Source organism: Catenuloplanes nepalensis (genome assembly GCF_030811575.1).
Lineage (GTDB): Bacteria > Actinomycetota > Actinomycetes > Mycobacteriales > Micromonosporaceae > Catenuloplanes > Catenuloplanes nepalensis.
In genome coordinates this window covers 3,163,745-3,182,902 of the sequence record NZ_JAUSRA010000001.1, presented here as the reverse complement: position 1 = coordinate 3,182,902, position 19,158 = coordinate 3,163,745, and the positions used below count along the sequence as shown (strand labels likewise).

The window sequence follows — 19,158 nt, the reverse complement described above, 5'->3', positions numbered from 1 at the left end:
GCACCGCACGCACCGCCGAGAGGAACAGCCATGCCCTGGTTCGACCGTGACGTCCAGTTCAACCACTACGGCCCGGACCGCCTGCCCTTCGGCTGCACCGGGGCCAGCGGTCTCGTCCAGCGCTTCGTCGAGCTGTCCGGCGACGACGCCGGCCGCGCGTTCGACGTGCTGGACGCCAGCGGCGGCTACGGCTCCGCCTGCCTCGGCGCCGGACCGGAGGTGATCGCCACGGCGATGGCGGACGCGGTCCGCACGGCCGGCTACGTCACCGACGAGATCGCCTCGGCCGAGCGCGCGCTGCTGCTGGAGCGGCTGTTCGCGCCCGGCGGGCTGTTCGCCGACCGGTTCCCGGCCGCGGACTACCGAGTCAGCGGCCGCAACTCCGGCTCGGAGGGGATGGAGCTTGCCCTGCGCCTGGTGCTGGAGTCGCGTTTCGACCACCGCCGGCTGCGGGCCGTGCCCGGCGCCGAGGAGCGCGACGTCGTGCTCGGCTTCGAGGGCGCCTGGCACGGCTGGTCCGGCGGCCTGCTGCCGCTGATGAACCGCCGCCACTACCGGATCGGCCTGCCCTCGGTCGACCCGGAGCGGTTCGGGTTCCGCACCGAGCACATCCCGTTCGGTGACCCGGACGCGGCCCGGGAGTGGTTCGCGTCCAACGGCGGCCGGGTGCTCGCGGTCGTGGTCGAGCCGATCCAGGGCGACGCCGGGATCCTCACCCCTCCCGAGGGCTACCTACGCGAGCTGGCCGCGCTGGCGAAGGAGAGCGGCGCGCTGCTGGTCGCGGACGAGGTGCTGACGTTCGCCAAGACCGGCCGGTTCTTCGCGATGACCGACGAGCGGGGCGCGATCCCGACCGACGTCACCGTGATCGGCAAGAGCCTCGGCATGGGCGCGGTCTCCACCTCGATGGTCATCGCGCGCCGCGAGCTCGGCGTGCGCCCGACCGGCACCGTGTCCACCTCGGACCTGCGGCCGCTGACCTGCGCGGTGATCCGCGCCGGGCTGGAGCACATCGTCGCCGAAGGGCTGCTGGAGCGCTCCGCGACGGTCGGCGGCCGGCTGGGCGAGCTGCTGCGCGACCGGCTGGTCGCCGACTTCCCCGACCTCTACCGGGAGGCGCGCGGCACCGGCCTGATCCACGGCGTCGAGCTGACCGACCACGCCGCCGCGAACCTCGGCGAGCTGCGCTCGACCATGATCCGCAACGGGGTGTACGTGGAGTTCATGTCCGGGGCCGGGCGGCGCTCGCACGGCCTGCGGTACCTCAACGCGACCATGCGGGTGGCGCCGCCGCTGGTGTCCACCGTTGACGACGTCGAGGCGATCGCCGCCCGGCTGACCGACGGCTCGCACGCGGTCCGGAAGACCACGTCATGACCGGCGCGCGGATGTTGCCGGTCCGCCGCCGGGTCGAGCACGCCGACACCGACGCGTCCGGCGTCGTGCACTTCGCCCGCTACCCGGCACTGCAGGAGACCGCGCTGCTGGCGAACCTCGAACGGCTCGGCGTCGGCCTCGGCGTGCTCGCCGCCGCCGGGTTCGACCTGGTCGTCACGGAGGCGACCACGCGGTACCGCTCCCCCGCCCGCTACCCCGACGAGCTGCGCCTGGTGCCGGCCGTCGGGCACCTCGGCGCCGCACGCGCCCGGATCGACGTGGCGATCCGGCGCGACGCCGACGACGCCGAGCTGGCCACCGGCTCGCTCGTCGTCGCGCTCACCGACCGCACCACCGGCGCGCCCAGCGTGCTGCTCCCCGCCCTGCGCGCCGTCCTCGAGGAGACCCGCTCCGATGTCTGACGACCCCAGCCGCCTGTCCGACGACCACAGCCGCTCGATGGGCTTCACCGAGATCAAGACGTGGCTGCGCCACCGGCACCCGATGCTCTACCTGGACCGGGTGCTCGACTACGTGCCGGGCGTGCGGCTGGTCAGCCGGCTCACCGTCTCCGCGCAGATCGACGCGGTCGCCGGGCACTTCCCGGAGCGCGCGATCTACCCGGCCAGCCACCTCAGCCAGGCCTTCGCCCAGTCCGGGATCATCCTGTTCCAGGTCAGCACGTCGAAGCTGGCCGACGACGAGCTGACCCTGGTCGGCGCGATGAACTCCCGGTTCTTCCGGATCGTCACGCCCGGCGACACCGTGACCATCACGATCACCGTCGACCGGTTGCTCGACGACGCGTTCTTCTTCTCCGGCCGGGCCGTCGTCGACTCGACGCCGGTCGCGGCGTTCCGCGCCAACCTGGTGCGCCGCAAGGCCGCGGACATGGGACACCAGTGGTGGTGAGCGTGCTGATCACCGGGATGGCGTGGAACACCGCGCTCGGCGCGGACACCGACGGCGTGTGGCGGGCGCTGCTTGCCGGGCAGAGTGGGGTCGCGCCGGTGGCGTCCGCCTATCCGCTGCGCAACGACCGGGCGGCTGCGCTGCCGGGCCTGCCGGCGGACCTGGATCCGGTGCGGCGCCAGTTCGAGGCCGGGGCGAAGCCGCTGCGGGCCGCGCTGGCCGAGGCCGGGCTGGAGCCCGCCGACCCGCGGCTGCGGCTGGTGCTCGGCACCAGCTACGGCGCGCACCTGGACGTACCCCCGGACGGTCTTGATCTGTGGGGTGCGACGCTCGCGTCGGAGCTCGGCCTGGCCCGGCGCCCGCTCATGGTCAGCACCGCGTGCTCGGCCGGCTCGGACGCGATCGCGGTCGGGGCCGCACTGATCGACGCGGGCGAGGAGGAGATCTGCGTCGTCGGCGGCGTCGACGTGCTCACCCCGGCCAAGCGGCTCGGGCACTCCGCGCTCGGCACCATGTCACCGACCGCGCTGCGAAGTTTCGACGCGGCCCACGACGGCACGATCCTCGGCGAGGGCGCGGCGTTCCTGGTGCTGGAGAAAGACCTTGACCGGAGGGTACGCCCGCTGGGCCGGCTGATCGGCGTCGGCGCGGCGAACGACGCCGCGGGACCCACCGCGCCGGACCCGAGCGGCGACACGGTCGTCCGGGCGGTCCGAGCCGCGCTGGCCGCGGCCGGCCGGAACACCGGCGACGTCGCGGTGATCAACGCGCACGGGTCGGGCACACCGGTCAACGACGACATCGAATCCCTCGCGTTCACCACCGCGTTCGGTGAGGCCGCGGCGCCGGTGGTGTTCGCGACCAAGGGCGCGTTCGGGCACACGCTCGGCGCCACCGGGGCGCTGGAGGCCGTCGCGGTGCTGCTGGCGCTGCGCGACGGGCGGGTGCCGCCGATCGCCGGGCTGGAGACCGTGATGCCCGGCTTCCCGCTGCCGCTGCCCACCGGTGCGCCGCTACCGATCACGGCTGGCCTCGGGCTGAGCGTCACCATCGGGTTCGGCGGGTTCACCACCTGCCTGGCGCTGGAGGCGGCCGCATGACGCCCGAGACGTTCGCCGCCGCCGGGCTGGTGTCCCTGGCCACGGCCCGGACTCACGACTCCACGCCGAGCCGGCGCATTCCGTCGCTGTACGCGGACGCGGCCTCGTGGACGGTGCTGCGCGCGGTCGACGAGCTGTGGGCCGGCGCGCCGGAATCGGTGCGGGCGACCGCGGACGGCACCGCCATGGTGCTGGTCAGCACGCACAGCACGCTCGACACCATGCGGGCGCTGGCGCGTGCCGTGCCGAGCGGGCGGCTGTCGCCGTTGCGGTTCGCCGGGGCCAGCGCCGGGAGCCCGGTGAGTCTGGTGGCGCAGGTACACGGCTTCCGCGGGCCGACGCTGGTGATCACCACCGGGCCGGAGGACGGAGCACCGGCAGCGCTGATCATGGCGCGGCAGTGGCTGCGGACCGGCGCGGCGGCACAGGTCGTCGTGGCCACGCACGAGCACGCGCCGGAGCGCGAACATCCGCCGGAGAACGGACACTCCCCGGAACGCGGACACTCCCCGGAACGCGGGCACGACGTGCGCTGCGACGTGGTCACGGAGACGCCGCGATGACCACGGCCGGGATCATCACCGCGGGGGTGCCCGAGCGAGCCGCGGTGCTGTCCTTCCTGGGCTCGGCCGTGGACGCCGACCCGGCCGCCGCCGCACGCGGGGGGACAGCGGCCGCCGGTGCGCCCGCGGACGTCGTGGACGCGATCGCCGGCCTGGGCCTGCCGCCCGGCGCGCTGGTCCTGATCGCGATGCCGAACGGCCGGCTCACGCTCGCCGCCTTCTTCGGCACGTTGCTGGCCGGGGCGGTCCCGGTGCTGGTGCCGCCGGGCGCCGGCGCGGCCCGGATCACCGAGATCAGCCGCGCGTTCGGCGGCGCCGCGCTGATCGCACCCCGGATCGACCCGGCCCGCTACGGCGCGACCACGGTCCACCCGCTCGGCGACCGCTGCGAGGCCGTCCTCCTCGGCGACGCGGGCGAGCCCCGCTACCGCTATCAGCCGGGCGAGGTGGTCATGATGACCTCCGGCACCTCCGGGATCACCAGCGGCTGCCTGCACGGCATCGACGCGATGCTGCGCAACGCCGGCCGGCACGCCACCTCGATCGGCCAGCGCGCCGGCGACACCGTGCTGGTGTCACTGCCGCTGTACTACTCCTACGGCCTGGTCGCGCAGGCACTGGCCGCGTTCGTGCGCGGGTCGCGGCTGGTCGTCTCCGGCCCGCCTTTCACCCCGGCCTCGTTCGCCGGCACGGTCCGCGCGCACGACGTCACGGTCTCCTCGCTGACGCCCAGCGGCGCGGCCCGGCTTGCCGCGGAACCACCCGCCGACCCCGCCGGCCTGCGGGTGCTCACCGTCGGCGGTGACGCGCTCGACCGGGCGCACGTCCGCACGCTGCTGACCGCCGGCCCGCAGCGCGAGCTGTACCTGACCTACGGCCTCACCGAGGCCGGCCCGCGGGTGACCACGCTCGCCGCGCACCGCGAGCCGGAGCACCGCTGGACCTCGGTCGGCACGCCCCTGCCCGGCGTGCGCACCCACCTGCGCGAGCCCATCGGCGACGGGCCCGGCGCCGAGCTGGTCGTCGAGTCGGACACGGTGATGCGCCGGCGGCTGCCCGGCTCCGCACCGGCCGTTCCGGGCACGGTCGCCACCGGCGACCGGTTCGACATCGACGACGACGGCTACCACTTCTTCCGCGGCCGGACCGCCGACTCGGTCATCGTCGGCGGCGAGAAGGTGTGGCTGCCGTCGGTACGCCGGCTCGCCGGCGAGGTGCCGGGCGTCCGGCACGCGCGCACCACCGTTTACCGCGACGACCGGGACGAGCTGCGCTACAGCCTCGACGTCACGGTGGACGACCCCGGGCCGCGGACCGCGGCCGAGATCGAGCGCGCGCTCAACCGAGTGCTGCTCCGCGCTGAACGACCACATCGGATCACCCTGTGCCAGGCACCGACGGAGGAATGGCGTAAATGAACTTCGACCTGGATGTCCCGTCGCTGCGCGCGGTCGCCGAGCGTGTGCGGCTGCACCCGGAGGCCGAGGCGGTCCGCTCGGCCCGCGAGTCCGTCGACTACCGCACGCTGTGGGACCGGTCGGCGGACGTGGCGGCGCGGGTGGCGGCGCTCGGCGCGGTGCCCGGCACGGCCGTGGGCGTGCACCTGGAGCGGTCGGTGGAGCTGGTCGTGACGCTGGTCGGGCTGCTGCGCTCCGGCTGCGTGGCGGTGCCGCTGGACGTGACCTACCCGGCCGAGCGGCTCACCTTCATGTGCGCGGACGCGGGCGTGCAGCTGATCGTCGGCCATCAGGGGCCGCTGGACCGGCTGGGCGGCTTCACCACGGTGGAGACGGACGGCGCGGTGCACTACGCCACCGCGGGCGAAGCTCGGCCGAACCCGGACCCCGAGCCCGTATCGACGTGGGAGACGGGCTACGGCGAGGCCCAGGTGTCGACACAGGCTCTCGACGGCGTCGCGTACGTGGTCTACACCTCCGGGTCGACCGGGCGGCCGAAGGGCGTGCGCTACGGCCACGACAACCTCGCGAACCTGGTGGCCTGGCAGGCGGAGGCCAGCACGTCCGGTGCGGGCGACCGTACCCTCCAGTTCTCCCCCGCGTCGTTCGACGTGATCTACCAGGAGGTGCTGCCCACGCTCAGCACCGGCGGGACCGTGATCTGCTGCGTCGACGACGAGCGGCTGGACCCGCAGCTGCTCTGGGACCTCATCGAGCGGGAGCGGATCAACCGGATCTTCGTGCCGTTCGTGATGATCCAGTCGCTGGCGCTGTTCGCCGACGACACCACCCCGGCCACGCACCCGCTGCGCGAGATCCTCACCTCGGGCGAGCAGGTGCAGGCCACGGCCGCGATCCGGGCGATGTTCACCCGGCTGCCGGACTGCCGGCTGGTCAACCAGTGGGGCACCACCGAGACGCACGTCGCCACCGCGTACCGGCTGCCCGCGGACGTGTCCACCTGGCCGGACCTGCCGTCGATCGGCACCCCGATCACCGGCACCGGCATCCGGGTCTGCGATCCGGACGGCCGGCCGGTGCCGGACGGCGAGACCGGCGAGCTGTGGATCACCGGGATCGCGGTCGGGCCCGGCTACCTCGGGCTGCCCGAGCGCACCGCGAAGACCTACGTCACGGACCCGCTCGATCAGGCCGTGCCCGCCTACCGCACCGGGGACCTGGGCCGGGTCCTCCCGGACGGGCTGCTGGAGTTCCTCGGCCGGCAGGACACCCAGGTCAAGGTGCGCGGCTTCCGGATCGAGCTCGGCGAGATCGAGAGCGTGCTGGCCTCGGACCCGACCGTCGGGCAGGCCGTGGTGGTGGTCGCCGGCACCGCGGCCGAGGAGCGCAGCCTGCGCGCGTTCGTCGTGCCGAAGTCGGTGCCCGAGGACCCCGCCACCTGGGCGGCGGGCCTGCTGACGATGCTGCGCGAGCGGCTGCCGGCCTACATGGTGCCGGTCCGGGCCGAGGCCGTGGAGTCGCTGCCGCGCACCCCGAGCGGCAAGATCGACCGGCTCACGCTCGCCGGGCGGGCCACGTGATCGAGCGGGTCACCGCGCCGGACGACATCCCGGCCCTGGGCGCCGACGAGGGGCCGCTGTCCGGCGCGCAGCGGGCGGTGTACCTGGTCGAGCTGCTGTATCCGGGCACACCGATGTACAACATCACGGTCGCGGTGCGCCTCGAAGGGCCGCTCGACGTGCCCCGGCTGCGGGACGCGCTCGCCGCCGTCGTAGCCGGGCACCCGTCGCTGCGCACCACGTTCGTGCCCGGCACCGTGCCGCCGTTCGAGCCGGTGCAGCGGGTCGGCGAGGTCACCGTGGACCTTCCGGTGATCGACGCGGGCTCCGACGCGCCGCGGCTGGCGCAGGAGTGGGCGGACGAGCCGTTCGACCTGCGGCGCGGACCGCTGCTGCGCACCCGGCTGATCCGGACCGCGCCGGAGGAGCACCTGTTCGTCGTCTCGATGCACCAGCTGATCTCCGACGGCGCGTCGCTGCAGGTGTTCTTCGACGCGCTCGCCGACTCCACCCCGCCCGCGCTGCGGTACACCGACTACGCGGCCTGGGAGCGGGCCCGCCCGGTGGACGACGAGCAGTTGGACTGGTGGAAGGAGCGCCTGGCCGGGGTGCCGATGACGCTGCGGCTGCCGGCCGACCGGCCGCGCCCGCCGGTCGCCGGCACGCACGGCGGCAACCACCGGCACCCGCTGCCCGCCGCGGTGATGGCGCCGGCGCTGCGGCTGGCCCGGGAGCTGCGGATCACGCCGTTCACGCTGATGCTGACCGCGTACGGCACGCTGCTGTCCCGGCTGGCCGGCACCCGGGACGTGCTGGTCGGCGTGCCGGTGAGCGCCCGCGACCGGCCCGAGCTGGAGCACATGATCGGGTTCTTCGCCACCACGCTGCCGGTGCTGGTCGAGGCGCACGCCGACGCGGGGTTCGCCGAGCTGTGCCGGTCCGTGCAGGCGGAGCTGCTCGACGTGCTCACCCACCGCGAGGTGACGATGGAGCAGCTGGTGCGGGAGCTCGCGCCGGACCGCGATCCCGGGCATGCGCCGCTGGTCCAGGCGTTCTTCTCGTTCGAGCCGGAGCCGATCGTCAGCCCGCGCCTGGCCGGGCTGCGCGCCACCCCGATCGACCTGCCGCCGTCCGGTGCCAAGGTCGACCTCGACATGCTGCTGTTCCGGGCGGCCGCGGGCCGGGACGACTTCGACCTGACGCTCACCTACCGGACCGACCTGTTCGAGGCGGAGACGGTCGCGGGGATGGCGGCGTCGTTCGAGCGGCTGCTGGTCGCCGCGGTCGCGGATCCGGCCGCGCCGATCCGCACGCTGCCCGCTCCCACGCTTCCGGCCGTGCGGCCGGCCACGGCACCCGATACGACGAGGGCAGTGAGCGCGCCCGCGCCGTACCCCGGTGATCTGGAAATGGATCTGGAGCGGATCTGGTCCGAGGTCCTCGGGCGCGACGACGTCGGCCGCGACGACAACTTCTTCGACCTCGGGGGTACGTCGTTCGCGCTCGCCACCGTGCACGTGTTGATCGGCGAGCGCACCGGGATCAGGACGCCGCTGGTGACCCTGCTGGAGTTCCCGACGATCGCCGCGCTCGCCCGGCACCTGGCGTCCCCGGCCTCCCCCGCCGCACCGGCCGCACCGGTGCGCGCCGCCGCCGGGCTGCGCGAACGCCGGAACCGGCTCATGCAACGACGGACCGCACGAGGAGCAGGCGAATGACGACGGACACGGCCACGGTGGTCGCCAAGGTCTGGTGCGAGCTGTTCGGGGTGCCGGACGTCGGCGCCGACGACGACTTCTACGCGCTCGGCGGGCACTCGATGATCGCGGTCCAGATGGCGTCCCGGTTGCGGGCCGAGCTGGGCCTGCGGGTGCCGGTGCGCACGATCCTGGAGAACCCGACGGTCGGCGGCCTCTCCCGGCTGCTGGACGAGGCCCGCGGCTGACCATGGACGACGACGACCTGCAGACCGCCGTGGCCGTCATCGGGGTGGCCGCCCGGCTCCCCGGCGCCGCGGACCTCGGCGAGTTCTGGGCCGCGCTCGCCGCGGGCCTCGACCTGACCACGCTCACCGGCTCCGGGCGCCGGCACGGCACGGTGTCCGGCGCCGACCTCTTCGACGCCGGCTTCTTCGGGATGAGCGCCGTCGAGGCGCGGCTGCTCGACCCGCAGGACCGGGTGTTCCTGGAGTGCGCCTGGGAGGCGCTGGAGCACGCCGGGTACGACCCGGGCGCGTACCCGGGCGTCGTCGGCGTCTACGCGGGCGGCAGCGACACCGACCATCTCGCCGTGCTGCGCGCGCACCGGGACCGGTTCCCGGAGGTCACCCGCGAGCAGCTGCGGCTCGCCGCCGGGCGGGACTTCCTGACCGGCCGGGTGGCGTACAGGCTGGACCTGCGCGGCCCGGCCGTCACGGTGAGCACGGCCTGCTCCACCTCGGCCGTCGCGGTGCACCTGGCCGGCCAGGCGCTGCTGGCCGGCGAGTGCGACCTGGCGCTGGCCGGCGGCGTCTCGCTGCGCGGCGCCGGCGAGGACGACGACGGCGAGCTGCTCTCCTCGGACGGGTACTGCCGGCCGTTCGACGCGGACGCGGACGGCATGGTCGACGCGGACGGCGCCGGGATCGTCGTGCTCAAGCGGCTCTCCGACGCGCTCGCGGACGGTGACCACGTCGAGGCGGTGCTGCTCGGGTCCGCGCTGAGCAACGACGGCGCCGGGAAGGTCGGCTTCACCGCGCCGGGCGTGGCCGGGCAGGTGGCCGCGATCCGGGGCGCGTACCAGGTCGCGGACGTCGCACCGGCCACAGTCGGATACGTGGAGGCGCACGGCACCGGCACGCCGATCGGCGACACGATCGAGGTGCGCGCGCTGTCCGAGGCGTTCGGGCCGGGTGGGCGGACCGTGCTCGGCTCGGTCAAGTCGAACATCGGCCACACGGACGCGGCCGCGGGCGTGCTCGGCCTGATCAAGGTGATCCTGTCGCTGCGGCACGGCCTGATCCCGGGTACGGCGCACTTCCGCCGTGCGAACCCGCTGCTCGACCTCGGGCCGTTCACGGTGACCGGCGCGGCGACGCCGTGGCCGCCGGGTGCGCGACCGCGCCGCGCCGGGGTCAACTCGATCGGGATCGGCGGCACTAACGCGCACCTCGTCGTCGAGGAGGCGCCGGTGGCTCCCGCGTCGCCGGGCGACGGGCGGCCGCACCTGCTGCCGCTGTCCGCGCGGACACCGGCGGCGCTAGCGGAGTCGGCGGCGCGGCTGCGGGACGTGCTCGCGCGGGACCGGCCGGCGGTCGGCGACGTGGCGTGGACGCTGCAGACCGGGCGGGTCGCGTTCGCGCACCGGGCGTTCGTGGTCGGCCGCGACCTCGACGAGGTGATCGCGGGCCTGGCGGACCTTGCGGCGGACTCCACCGCGGAGGACGGCCGGCCTTCGGAAGGCGGCTTCGCCGAACCCCACGACCTCGCGGGTACGGCACACGAGCGGTTTGCACGGGAGCCGGCCTTCCGCGCGGTCGTCGACGAGTGCGCGGCCCGGACCGGGCTGGACCCGCGGCAGGTGCTGTCCTCGCTGGCGACCGGCCCCGACGGGTCGGACTCTTCGCTGCACGCCATCGGCCTGCTGTGGCGGGCCGGGGTGCCGGTCCGCTGGGCCACGCTGCACGAGGGCCGCGCGCCACGCCGGGTCGCGCTGCCCACCTACCCGTTCCAGCGTGAGCGCTACACGGTCGACTTCTCTCCGGTGCCGGAGACCACCGCGCCGGGGACCGCGCCGTCCACCCCGGCCGAGCTGGCGATCGCGGAGGTGTGGCGGGACGTGCTGCACCTGGACGCGGTGGGCGTGGACGACGACTTCTTCGACCTCGGCGGCCACTCGCTGCACGCAACCCGCGTGCTGACCCGGCTCAACTCGGTGCTCGGCCCGGACGCACCCCGTCTCACGGTCATGGATCTCTTCGACAACGCCACGATCCGCGAGCTCGCCGCGCTGGTGAGCGGCGCGCCCCGATGACCTCCGGAGAACGCTGATGAGCGACCTGACCACCACGATCCCGGTCCTGCCCGACGACGGCGAACCCGTGATGTCGTACGCCCAGGAACGCCTCTGGTTCATGGACGCGTACGCGCCGGGTTCGACCGCGTACACGATCCCGGAGGTGTGGCGGCTGCACGGCGCGGTCGACCCGGAGGCGCTGCGGGCGGCGCTGGACCGGGTCGCGGCCCGGCACGAACCGCTGCGGACCCGCTTCCCCGCGACCGTGGACGGCCGGCCGGTCGTGCACATCGACGCCGACGGCACGATCCCGCTCGACGTCGTGGACGGCGGCGACGTACCCACGCTGCTCGATGATTTTCTGGCCGTCCCGTTCGACCTGGCGACCGGCCCGGTGGCGCGCGCGCTGCTGATCTCGGTGTCGCCGGCCGAGCACGTGTTCGCGCTGGCGATCCACCACATCGCGGCCGACGGGTGGGCCACCGAGCTGCTGCTCGGCGAGGTGCTCGCCGATCTGGCCGGGGAGCCGCTGCCGGAGCTGCCGGTGCGCTACCGCGACTTCGCCGCCTGGCAGCGCGCCCTGCCCGGCGCCGAGGAGGACGTGGCGTACTGGCGGGAGCAGCTGGCCGGGGTGGCGCCGCTGGAGCTGCCGACCGACCGGCCGCGGCCGCCGGTGCCGAGTCACGCCGGGGCCGCGCACGACTTCTCGGTCCCGCCGGAGGTGATGGACGCGCTGTTCCGGATCGGGCGCAAGCAGCGGGCCACGCCGTACATGGTGCTGCTCGCGGCCTGGGCGGTGCTGCTGGGGCGGCGGGCCCGGCAGGACGACGTGACGATCGGGTCGCCGACCGCGGGCCGGCCGCTGCCGGAGCTGGACGACCTGGTCGGCTGCTTCATCAACATGGTGCCGATGCGCGTCGACGCGTCCGGCGACCCGACCTTCGCGGAGCTGTTGCAGCGGGTGCGTGTCACGGCCGGGAACGCGTTCGCCCACCAGGAGCTGCCGTTCGAGCGGCTGGTCACGGAGCTGAACGTGCCGCGGGAGGTGTCGCGGTCGCCGCTGTTCCAGGTGGTCTTCGCGATGCAGAGTTACGAGGCGGCCGAGCACGACCGCCCGGGGCTGACCGTCACCACGGACGTCGACATCTCGTACCGGGTCACGCGTTTCGATCTCGAACTGCACACCGCCGGCGACGGCGACTTCCTGATGGTCTACAACACCGCGCTGTTCACGGCGGACTCGATCGCGCGCCTGGCCGCACACTTCCGGATGCTGCTGGCGGGGATCGCGGCCGGCCCGCACGCGCCGATCTCGCGCTACGAGCTGCTCACCGATCCTGAGCGGGCCGAGCGCGTGCGGTGGAACGACACCGGCGCCGACCTCGGTCCCGACGAGTGCCTGCACGCGCCGGTCGCGGCCCGGGCCGCTGCCACGCCCGGCCGTCCCGCGGTGATGCACCCCGGGGGCACTCTCTCGCACGCGGAGGTCGACCGGCGGGCCGATCACCTCGCGGCGCGGCTGGCCGGGGCCGGGGTGTGCCGGGGCGACCTGGTGGCCGTGGTGATGGCGCGCGGCTGGGAGCAGGTCGTCGCGGTGCTGGCGATCAACAAGGCCGGCGGCGCCTACCTGCCGGTCGACGCGGACCTGCCCGATCGACGCCGGCACGAGCTGATCGCCCGGGGCGGCTGCACGGTGGCGGTCACCCAGCCGGCCCGGCACGCGCGCCTGACCTGGCCGGACGGCCTGACCGTGCTGGACGTGACCGACTCGCCGGGCGATCCGGCAACGGCGGGGACCGACTCCTCGGGCGACCCGGCGTCGGCCCCGAGCGCCGATCCCGGCGATCTCGCCTACGTGATCTTCACGTCCGGGTCGACCGGCACGCCGAAGGGCGTCATGATCACGCACCGGGCCGCGCTGAACACGGTCCGGGACATCACCGCCCGGTTCCGGGTCGGGCCGGACGACCGGGTGTTCGCGCTGTCCGCGCTCAGCTTCGACCTGTCCGTCTACGACGTCTACGGCACCCTCGCGGCCGGCGCCACGCTGGTCATGGGCCGGCCCGAGGAGGACAAGGACCCGGCCGCGTGGGCGCGGATCGTCACCGGCCGGCGGATCACGGTCTGGAACTCCGTGCCCGCGCTGATGGAGCTGCTGGTCGAACACGCCGAGCGGGAGGGCACGGACCTGACCTCGCTGCGGCTGGTGATGATGTCCGGCGACTGGATCCCGCCGTCGCTGCCCGGCCGGATTCGCGCGCTCGCCCCGGACGCCGAGATCATCAGCCTGGGCGGCGCGACCGAGGGCTCGATCTGGTCGATCTTCCACCCGATCGGCGAGGTCGACCCGGCGTGGCCGTCCATCCCGTACGGCCGGCCGCTGGCCAACCAGCAGTTCCACATCCTCGACCGCGGCATGTGCGACGTGCCGGTGGGCGTGCCCGGCGACCTCTACATCGGCGGTGACGGCGTGGCGGCCGGCTACTGGCGGGATCCGGAACGGACCGCGGCCGCGTTCGTCACCCACCCCCGCACCGGTACCGCGCTCTACCGGACCGGTGACCTCGGCCGGTACCACTCGGACGGTGTGATCGAGTTCCTCGGCCGGGCCGACGCCCAGGTCAAGATCCGCGGCTACCGGATCGAGCTGGGCGAGATCGAGGCGCACCTGATCCGCCACCCCGGCGTCGACGAGTGCGTGGTGACCACGCACGGGACCGGCACCGCCGCGCAGCTCGTCGCCTACGTGGCCGGTGCCGCGGCCGGTGCGGCGCTGCGGTCCCACCTCACCGCGGCGCTGCCGGCCTACATGGTCCCGACCGTGTTCGTGCCGCTGGACCGGCTGCCGCTGACCGCGAACGGCAAGGTCGACCGGGGCCGGCTGCCCGCGCCCTCGGCGCCCGCCGCCGGTGCGGACCGGGCCGCGCCGGAGACCGACTCGGAGCGGCTGATCCACGCGGTGTGGGCGGGGGCGCTGGACCGCGACGACATCGGCATCGACGACGACTTCTTCTCCGCGGGCGGCCACTCACTGATGGCGATCAAGGTGGTGGAGCGGATGCGGCGCGCGGCCGGTGACGACTCCGCGTTCGCCGTGATGGATCTGTTCACCCACCCGACGATCCGCCGGCTCGCGGCCCGGCTCGACAGTGCCACGACGGCCCCGGACGGGCTGCTGCACCGGCTGACGACCGAGCGTTCTACGACGCTCAGCTACATCGCCGTTCCGTTCGGCGGGGGCACCGCGATGGCGTACAAGCCGCTGGCCGACGCGCTGCCGGACACGCACGCGCTGTGGTCCGTCGCGCTACCCCGCACCGGCGAGCCGCTCGAGGAGATCGCCGCCCGCTGCGTGCGGGAGATCCAGGACAGGGTCACCGGCCCGATCGCGCTCTACGGGCACTGCGGGGTCGGCTCCGCGCTCATCGTGGAGATCGCCCGGCTGCTGGAGGCCGCCGGGCGCATACCGGAGGCGGTCTACCTCGGCGCGATCTTCCCGTTCGCCCGGCCGGGCGGCGCGCTGGACCGGTTCGTCAACCCGGACACCGCGCGCAGCGACCGCTCCTACGCGGACGGGCTGACCGGGATCGGCCTCGAGACGAGCGACCTCGACCCGGAGCAGGCCCGGCGGATCGTGCACGACACCCGCCGCGACACCGAGGCCGCGGAGGACTACTACACCCGCCTGTTCGCCGGCCCGGCCGGCCGGCTGCGGGCACCGGTGATCAGCGTGGCCGGGGAGCTCGACTCCGCGTCGGACTTCCACGGCGAGCGGTTCCGCGAGTGGCACCATCTCGCGGACACCACCGCCGTGGTGCTGCTCGACGAGGCCGGCCACTACTTCCAGAAGCACCGCGCGGCCGAACTCGCCGAGATCGTCACGACCGTCCACCCGGCGGTCGCGGCGGGCACGCCGGCCGGCGGGGACGCGTGGCGGCTGCGCGACGTCTCGCACGGGGACGCACCCGACGGGCCGTCCTGGCGCGGATTCCTCGCCGTGACGGCCGCGCAGCTCGTCTCGCTCGGCGGCACGGCCACGGCCATGGTGGCGCTGTCGATCTGGGTCCTGCTGGCCGGCGGCTCGCCCGTGGAGTTCGCGCTGTCGGCCGTGGCCGGGGTGATCCCCGGGCTGCTCGTCGCACCGTGGGCGGGCCGGATGATCGACGGTGCGGACCGCCGGGCGGTGCTGCTCGCCGCCGGTGCCGGTGCGGGCGGGACCGCGCTGCTGCTCGCCCTGACCGAGAACCCGCAGACCTGGCACGCCTATCCGGCGCTCGCACTGCTGTCGGTGGCGCTCACGTTCCAGCGACTCGCCCACGACTCCGCCGTGCCGCAACTCGTCCCCAAGCGCTACCTCGGTCACGCCACCGGGACCGTCCGGCTCGCCATGACCACCGGCCGGCTGATCGTGCCGGTCGCGGCCGTCGCCCTGCTGGCGCTCGCGGGCCTGCCGGCCGTGCTCGCCGTGGCCGTGCTCGGTTCCGCGGTCGCGGTCGTGGTCACGCTCCTGACCCGGTTCCCGAAGACCATGCCAGGATCGACAACCATCACGATCGGGCTCGGGTACGTGTGGGGCGATGCCCGGCTCCGCCGGATGCTGATCTTCCTGGTGGCGCTGCACCTGCTGCTGTCCCCGCTGTTCCTGCTGATCCCGCCGCTGGTCGTCGCGACCGGCGGGCTCACCGGCGCGGCCTGGGTGCTGCTCGGCGCCGCCGCGGGCGGAGTGCTCGGCGGTCTCGTCATCCGGTTCTGGGGCGGCCCGGCCCGGCACCGGATGCGCGCGCTGGTGCTCTGCACGCTGCCACCGGCCGCGTTCGCCCTGCTCATCGGACTGCACCCGAGCCTGGCCACGATCGGCCTCGGCGCGTTCGGAACTGTCCTGGCGCTGACCGTCCTCGACGGCATCCGCGCCGCGGTCGTGGAGGTCAAGGTCCCGGAGCACGTCCACGGCCCGGTGTCCGCACTCCACGCGATCATCACCTGGCCGGCGTACCCGCTGGTCTTCGGTCTGCTGGCCGCCGCCGCTCTCCCGCTGCTCGGCCCGGGACGGGAGATCGGGACGCCCTACCTCCTGCTCGGCCCGGCGATCGCCCTGCTGGCCGCGGTCGCGCTGGCCGTCCGGCTTCCCGGCCTGGTCGACGACAGTCCCGACGCCACCCCCGCCGACCTGGTCGGCCTCCGGGCGCTGGGCCGCACCTCGCCGCACACCGGCACCGCCGACCACGGCTGATCCGCGCGAGGCCGTCCCGCACGTCGCCGAAAACACGTGCGGGACGGCGGCACGCCTCTGGCCCGCCGGCGGAACGCGGTCAGAACGAGACACCGCCCTCGTAGGTCCGCGGTTCCCGACTTCTCGCGGCCCGCCGGAGAACCGGCGGGGAGCCCAGCCACCCGCCCCTCACCCGGAGTGAGCGCTCTGCCCCTGCGACGACCGGTGCCCGCGGACGCACGCGGACCGCACCACGCCGGAAGCGGGAGAGCGAATTCATGATTGCCGGCGCGGCGCGTCCGTCCTGTTGGACTGGCCGGCACGCTGCCGCGAATGGTCTCAGATCGCGATCAGCTCCAGCGCCGAGTAGCCGCCGCCGACCGGGAGCACGGCGGTGCGGCGCCAGCCGGAGGCGGCGAACAGCGTGTCGTACTCGTCGAGGTCGCGTTCCATGCCCTGGGTGATGTTGAGCATGTTCATGTCGACGCGGGTGGCGAAGTCCGGTGCGCCGAGTTCGCCGACGACCATCTCGATCACGAGTGCCCGCGCTCCCTCGGCCGCGGAGGCCCGGCAGTTGCGCAGGATCGCCACGCACTGCTCGTCGTCCCAGTCGTGCATGATCATCTTCAGGAGGTAGAGGTCCGCCGCCGGCACCGCCTCGAAGAAGTCACCCGGCACGGCGGTGAAGCGCCCGTCCGGGATGCCCAGCTCGGCCGCGCGGCGCCGCGCGCCCTCGACCGCGTGCGGCAGCTCCAGCACCGCGCCGCGCAGCCCGGCGTTGCCGGCCATCAGGCCGAGGACGAGGTCACCGTCCGCGCCGCCGACGTCGACGGCGGACGTCACGCCGGTGGTGTCGACGGTCGCGACCGCACCCTGCGTGACCAGCCCGGACAGGTCGCCCATGGCGCGGGCGAAGAGCGCGGCCTCCGCGGCGTTCCCGGGCAGCGCGAAGTAGTCGAAGAGGTCGGCGCCGAGCGCCTTGCGGGCCTGGCTGCCGCCGCTGCGGACCGCCTCGGGGAACAGCGCCCAGGTCCGCCAGTGCGCGCCGGAGTTCTGGATGAGAGCCAGGGACCGCATCGACCCGGGTACGCCGGACCGCAGTGCCGCGCCCCGGCCGTTCAGGGTGAATCGCCGTTCGCCGAGGTAGCCGAGCAGGCCGAGCGACGCCGCGGCCCGCATCAGCCGGTAGGTGGCGCGCGGGTCGCTGCCCTCCCGCGCGGCCACCTCGTCCGCGGTCCCGGCGCCCGCGGCGACGTGGTCGGCGACGTTCAGCTCGGCGAAAGCGCGTACCGTCTGGGCCACCCAGCCACCGGTGATCAGATCCATGACGGTGGCGGCGTCCGCGGGCGTTGCAGTGGTCATCTCGTTCCTTCCAACGATCCTGGTCAGGAAGCTATCCGTGCCGCCCGGTCCGGGTATTGGACGTGACCGCCGCATCCGTGGGACGCGGGCGCCACGGTGCTACCGTTGCGCCGCGATGAGCCAGGACAAACGGACGTACGCGGTGGACGTCACGGTCCCGGGCGGCCGGCGTGACGCCATGGACCTGCTCCGGCACGACTGGGCGGCGCAGGTCGGCGACGCGATCCCGATCCCGCCGTCGCAGCCGGTGGGCGACGACGCGTACCGCATCCGCATCCGGCACGTGAAACTGGCCGGTGTCGTCGTGGAGGACATCTACAGCGAGACGATCCTCGGCGGGACCGGCGGCACGTTCAACCACCTCAACGACCGGCTGGTGCTGCACATGGTGCACCGCGGGCGCTGGTTCTTCGCCCGCGCGAACGGCCGCGGCGAGACCGCCCACGCGCCGGCCGGGCGGTTCGTCGCCCGGTACAACGACCCGTCGTGGAACTTCGGGATAGCCGCCCGCACCTCGTCTAGGGTGCTGATCCTGCCGGCCACCGGCCTCCGCCCGCTGATCGGCGACGACGCCGTCGCCGGCCCGATCGCCGCCGGCCCGGTGCGGCTGCTCAACGCGTACGTCGACGCGGCCCGGCAGGTCCTGGACGACCTGCCCGGCGAGGGCGTGACCGCCGCTCGCGACGCGCTGGTCGAACTGGTCCGCGGCACGCTCACCGGCCGCCCGGACCCGGACGAGCCGCTGCTCACGCCGGCGCTGGCCGCGGCCGCCCGCGCGGTCGCGGAGGACCTGCTGGCCGAGCCCGGCCTGAACCCCGCGCTCATCGCCCGGCAGCTGCACGTCTCGCCACGCACGCTGCACCGGGCGTTCGCGGACGGCGAGCCCCTGATGGCGTACGTGCGGCGCCGCCGGGTCGAGCGCGCCCTGGCCGACCTCGTCACCTTCGGCGCGACGCTCACCGTCACCGAGGCCGGGGTGCGCTGGGGTTTCACCGACGGCAGCCACTTCGTTCGCGCCTGCCGAGCGCTCCACGGCAAACCACCCCGCCGCTACCTGCGCGAGGGCTGAGACCGGCGGACGACTACGGCGGCGACCGCCCGTCCGGAGAACCCGAAGCGGCCCTGGCCACCCGCAGCCACCTCGCCTACCGGCGGGGTGCGGCCGGAGACTCGGCCGGCGCCGGCACCGCGTCGAGCAGCTGCTCACCGACCGGCTGCGGGTCCTGGGCCCCGCCCACCCCACACCCTGGCCACCTGGAGCGCGAGACCGTGCAGCCGGACATCGGCCGCCGGGAGCGCGTCTACGCGATGGACCGGCGCCTCCCGGGGGACGAAGCCGATCCGAAGCCGATCTGAAAGGGGTCGCTGCTTGCCTGTAGGCCACGACGGGCAACGAGCTGACAGGCAGGAGAACTGATGCGAACTCACAGCAGGCTGGGCCCCGGGCGTGCACGCAGGGCACTCGTGGTGCTCGTCGGGTTGGTACTGGCGCGACCGCGGTACGGCGGCTGGTCGCGGCACGGGACGCTTTGGCCGGCGACCGGCTCACCATCTCGGAGGCCGCCGCCCGCTGGCAGTTCTCCGACGCCAGCCACTTCACCCGCCAGTTCCGCCACCGGTACGGCACCACCCCGCGCGAGTTCGCCCGGCAGCGCCGGCCCTGAT

Annotated in this window: 14 protein-coding genes; 13 read left to right on the top strand and 1 reads right to left on the bottom strand. The window is 74.5% G+C overall.

Annotated elements, in window-relative coordinates:
• Positions 1–30 precede the first annotated feature (30 nt).
• The 11 genes from amcC to J2S43_RS13440 are packed head-to-tail and all read left to right on the top strand — an operon-like array spanning position 31 to position 16,152.
• Positions 31–1,377: an amipurimycin biosynthesis protein AmcC gene (amcC, locus tag J2S43_RS13490; protein WP_306829335.1), complete on the top strand. Its 1,347-nt coding sequence runs from the start codon at positions 31–33 to the stop codon at positions 1,375–1,377.
• Complete coding sequence (locus J2S43_RS13485) at positions 1,374–1,799, top strand: acyl-CoA thioesterase (protein WP_306829334.1); 426 nt, start codon at positions 1,374–1,376, stop codon at positions 1,797–1,799. Before amcC ends, J2S43_RS13485 begins: the two co-directional genes overlap by 4 nt.
• Positions 1,792–2,289, top strand: a complete 498-nt coding sequence (amcE, locus tag J2S43_RS13480; protein ID WP_306829333.1) for a cispentacin biosynthesis cyclizing decarboxylase AmcE — start codon at positions 1,792–1,794, stop codon at positions 2,287–2,289. The genes J2S43_RS13485 and amcE overlap by 8 nt, the downstream gene beginning before the upstream one ends.
• Positions 2,286–3,389, top strand: coding sequence for a cispentacin biosynthesis acyltransferase subunit AmcF (amcF, locus tag J2S43_RS13475; RefSeq protein ID WP_306829332.1), 1,104 nt, complete (start codon positions 2,286–2,288; stop codon positions 3,387–3,389). Before amcE ends, amcF begins: the two co-directional genes overlap by 4 nt.
• Positions 3,386–3,952, top strand: a complete 567-nt coding sequence (gene amcG / locus J2S43_RS13470) for a cispentacin moiety biosynthesis protein AmcG (RefSeq protein WP_306829331.1) — start codon at positions 3,386–3,388, stop codon at positions 3,950–3,952. The genes amcF and amcG overlap by 4 nt, the downstream gene beginning before the upstream one ends.
• Entirely contained in the window at positions 3,949–5,370 is a 1,422-nt protein-coding gene (gene amcH / locus J2S43_RS13465; RefSeq protein ID WP_306829330.1) for an adenylate-forming 2-oxoglutaryl-ACP ligase AmcH, read from the top strand. Before amcG ends, amcH begins: the two co-directional genes overlap by 4 nt.
• Positions 5,367–6,950 carry an amino acid adenylation domain-containing protein gene (locus J2S43_RS13460; protein WP_306829328.1) on the top strand — a complete coding sequence of 528 codons (1,584 nt, stop codon included), beginning with the start codon at positions 5,367–5,369 and terminating at the stop codon, positions 6,948–6,950. The genes amcH and J2S43_RS13460 overlap by 4 nt, the downstream gene beginning before the upstream one ends.
• Positions 6,947–8,647, top strand: a complete 1,701-nt coding sequence (locus J2S43_RS13455; protein ID WP_306829327.1) for a condensation domain-containing protein — start codon at positions 6,947–6,949, stop codon at positions 8,645–8,647. The genes J2S43_RS13460 and J2S43_RS13455 overlap by 4 nt, the downstream gene beginning before the upstream one ends.
• Positions 8,644–8,874, top strand: coding sequence for a phosphopantetheine-binding protein (locus J2S43_RS13450; RefSeq protein ID WP_306829324.1), 231 nt, complete (start codon positions 8,644–8,646; stop codon positions 8,872–8,874). Before J2S43_RS13455 ends, J2S43_RS13450 begins: the two co-directional genes overlap by 4 nt.
• Before the next feature lie 2 nt (positions 8,875–8,876).
• Positions 8,877–10,940, top strand: coding sequence for a beta-ketoacyl synthase N-terminal-like domain-containing protein (locus J2S43_RS13445; protein ID WP_306829323.1), 2,064 nt, complete (start codon positions 8,877–8,879; stop codon positions 10,938–10,940).
• Positions 10,941–10,956: 16 nt separating this feature from the next.
• Positions 10,957–16,152 carry a non-ribosomal peptide synthetase gene (locus tag J2S43_RS13440; RefSeq protein ID WP_306829322.1) on the top strand — a complete coding sequence of 1,732 codons (5,196 nt, stop codon included), beginning with the start codon at positions 10,957–10,959 and terminating at the stop codon, positions 16,150–16,152.
• Between the two features lie 318 nt (positions 16,153–16,470).
• On the opposite strand, the gene J2S43_RS13435 is transcribed toward J2S43_RS13440, so the two are convergent.
• The gene (locus J2S43_RS13435) at positions 16,471–17,493 is read right to left on the bottom strand and encodes a methyltransferase (protein ID WP_306829321.1); all 1,023 of its coding nucleotides are present in this window, start codon (positions 17,491–17,493) and stop codon (positions 16,471–16,473) included.
• Positions 17,494–17,608: 115 nt separating this feature from the next.
• On the opposite strand from J2S43_RS13435, the gene J2S43_RS13430 reads away from it, so the two are divergent.
• Positions 17,609–18,562: a helix-turn-helix transcriptional regulator gene (locus tag J2S43_RS13430; RefSeq protein ID WP_306829320.1), complete on the top strand. Its 954-nt coding sequence runs from the start codon at positions 17,609–17,611 to the stop codon at positions 18,560–18,562.
• Between the two features lie 328 nt (positions 18,563–18,890).
• Positions 18,891–19,157: a helix-turn-helix domain-containing protein gene (locus J2S43_RS13425; protein WP_306839266.1), complete on the top strand. Its 267-nt coding sequence runs from the start codon at positions 18,891–18,893 to the stop codon at positions 19,155–19,157.
• Position 19,158: the final 1 nt, after the last annotated feature.

Coding starts and splice junctions, on each gene's coding strand:
- J2S43_RS13440 (WP_306829322.1), top strand. CDS start 10,957: ATGAGCGACCTGACCACCACGATCCCGGTCCTGCCCGACGACGGCGAA.
- J2S43_RS13460 (WP_306829328.1), top strand. CDS start 5,367: ATGAACTTCGACCTGGATGTCCCGTCGCTGCGCGCGGTCGCCGAGCGT.
- amcH (WP_306829330.1), top strand. CDS start 3,949: ATGACCACGGCCGGGATCATCACCGCGGGGGTGCCCGAGCGAGCCGCG.
- J2S43_RS13450 (WP_306829324.1), top strand. CDS start 8,644: ATGACGACGGACACGGCCACGGTGGTCGCCAAGGTCTGGTGCGAGCTG.
- amcC (WP_306829335.1), top strand. CDS start 31: ATGCCCTGGTTCGACCGTGACGTCCAGTTCAACCACTACGGCCCGGAC.
- J2S43_RS13445 (WP_306829323.1), top strand. CDS start 8,877: ATGGACGACGACGACCTGCAGACCGCCGTGGCCGTCATCGGGGTGGCC.
- amcG (WP_306829331.1), top strand. CDS start 3,386: ATGACGCCCGAGACGTTCGCCGCCGCCGGGCTGGTGTCCCTGGCCACG.
- J2S43_RS13435 (WP_306829321.1), bottom strand. CDS start 17,493: ATGACCACTGCAACGCCCGCGGACGCCGCCACCGTCATGGATCTGATC.
- J2S43_RS13485 (WP_306829334.1), top strand. CDS start 1,374: ATGACCGGCGCGCGGATGTTGCCGGTCCGCCGCCGGGTCGAGCACGCC.
- amcE (WP_306829333.1), top strand. CDS start 1,792: ATGTCTGACGACCCCAGCCGCCTGTCCGACGACCACAGCCGCTCGATG.
- J2S43_RS13430 (WP_306829320.1), top strand. CDS start 17,609: ATGAGCCAGGACAAACGGACGTACGCGGTGGACGTCACGGTCCCGGGC.